Genomic DNA, 1,356 nt, shown 5'->3' on the forward strand with positions numbered 1-1,356 from the left:
AGGAATAGTTAGGAAATAACTTATCAATCTTCGTCGTGCTTGAAACCACGAATGATGTAGTTCCAAGTGCCAAACTCGGGAATGGGATCAAGTGCTATCTGATCAAATTCTTCGTCAGTGATCTTTGTTCCCTTCAGATATACATTGTTGTCAATGTCACATCTGACCTTCAGTCCGGTTCGCGTTGTCGTGTTGCTGATTAGATTCACAACGGTCTCAATATCAACCAACGGCTGACCGGCCCAATTTTTCGAGATGTAGCTGAACAGTCGATGTTCCACCTTATTCCATTTGGATGTACCGGGAGGTAGGTGGGATACATGAATTTCAAGGCCGTAAAATTCGGCAAAACAAGCAAGAGCCCATTTCCATAAACGAACTCTGCTCCCGTTGCTGCCTCCGCCGTCGCAAATGATAAAGAGCTTTCTGCAGCCGGGGAAATTCTCTTCACCTATAAAGTGCCACCATCTGGCGACGCTCTCGCTAGCGAATTCAGCCGTGTCACGGCTCTGTCCGAGATTGACGTAGCCGACATTGTTGTTCAAGTTATAGATGCCGAAAGGAGCGACTTTCCCCAACTCTTTGATCAGCCAGTCGTGGTCGTACACATGGCGGGGCTTGCCTTTCGGTCGATACTCGGCGCCTCCGTTCTTAAAGTTGCCAAGATTCTCTTTCTTCTTGCAATCTATTGAAATTACAGGAAGTCCCATGCTGAGCCAAGCCTTGCATTTCTCGTTAATGAACTGAAACTGCGCATCCCGATCCGGATGCGGCTTGCTCACCTGAAGCATCTTTTGGTTGACCTGCTTGCTGTAGCCCATCTCTTCAAGCAGCTCGGAAATGACCACGTGGCTGATCTGAAAACCCTGGCTGTTGAGTTCATCTTGAATCTTTCTCAAGCTGAGCGTCGTCCAGCAAATGACTCTCTGAGGATCTCCGTAAGTGGAACGCTCAAGAACTTCTGCAAGTGCCTGCATCAGCCCCGGATGTTTGACAGTCAGTTTTTTGCGTCCACCTCCGGGACGGCGAACCTGTTTCTCGGCGGTTGACGCATTCGATTCAGCGCTCGTCTGATCGGATACACAAAGGGCCTTCAGCTCATCAGCACCTGCCTTAACCGTGATTGGTGAGACCTCCAGGTCCCGTGCGACAGCAGTTGCTCCGCCGTAGCCGGCCTGAGACGCCAGAAAGCCATACAAGCCTCGACGTTGGCGTTCGTCAAGGTTGTAGTGCTTGATGAATTGTTTGACGTCCGTGATACGGACAGGAATGACATGAAGTGCCTTCATGGATGAGCTCCGTTATGAGCTCATATTGTACCACATCTAGTTGTATAGATTATTTTCTAACTATTCC

Annotated in this window: 1 protein-coding gene; it reads right to left on the minus strand. The window is 49.1% G+C overall.

The features are described 5' to 3' along the window. Positions 1 to 23 precede the first annotated feature (23 nt). Positions 24 to 1,289 carry an ISAzo13 family transposase gene (locus tag HMPREF3036_RS05030; protein WP_156469744.1) on the minus strand — a complete coding sequence of 422 codons (1,266 nt, stop codon included), beginning with the start codon at positions 1,287 to 1,289 and terminating at the stop codon, positions 24 to 26. Positions 1,290 to 1,356 lie beyond the last annotated feature (67 nt).

The sequence above is a fragment of the Sutterella sp. KLE1602 genome (assembly GCF_001578585.1).
GTDB lineage: Bacteria > Pseudomonadota > Gammaproteobacteria > Burkholderiales > Burkholderiaceae_F > Sutterella > Sutterella wadsworthensis_A.

Bases quoted from the DNA above. Each gene is read 5' to 3' on its own strand.
- HMPREF3036_RS05030 (WP_156469744.1), bottom strand. From the start codon at position 1,289: ATGAAGGCACTTCATGTCATTCCTGTCCGTATCACGGACGTCAAACAA.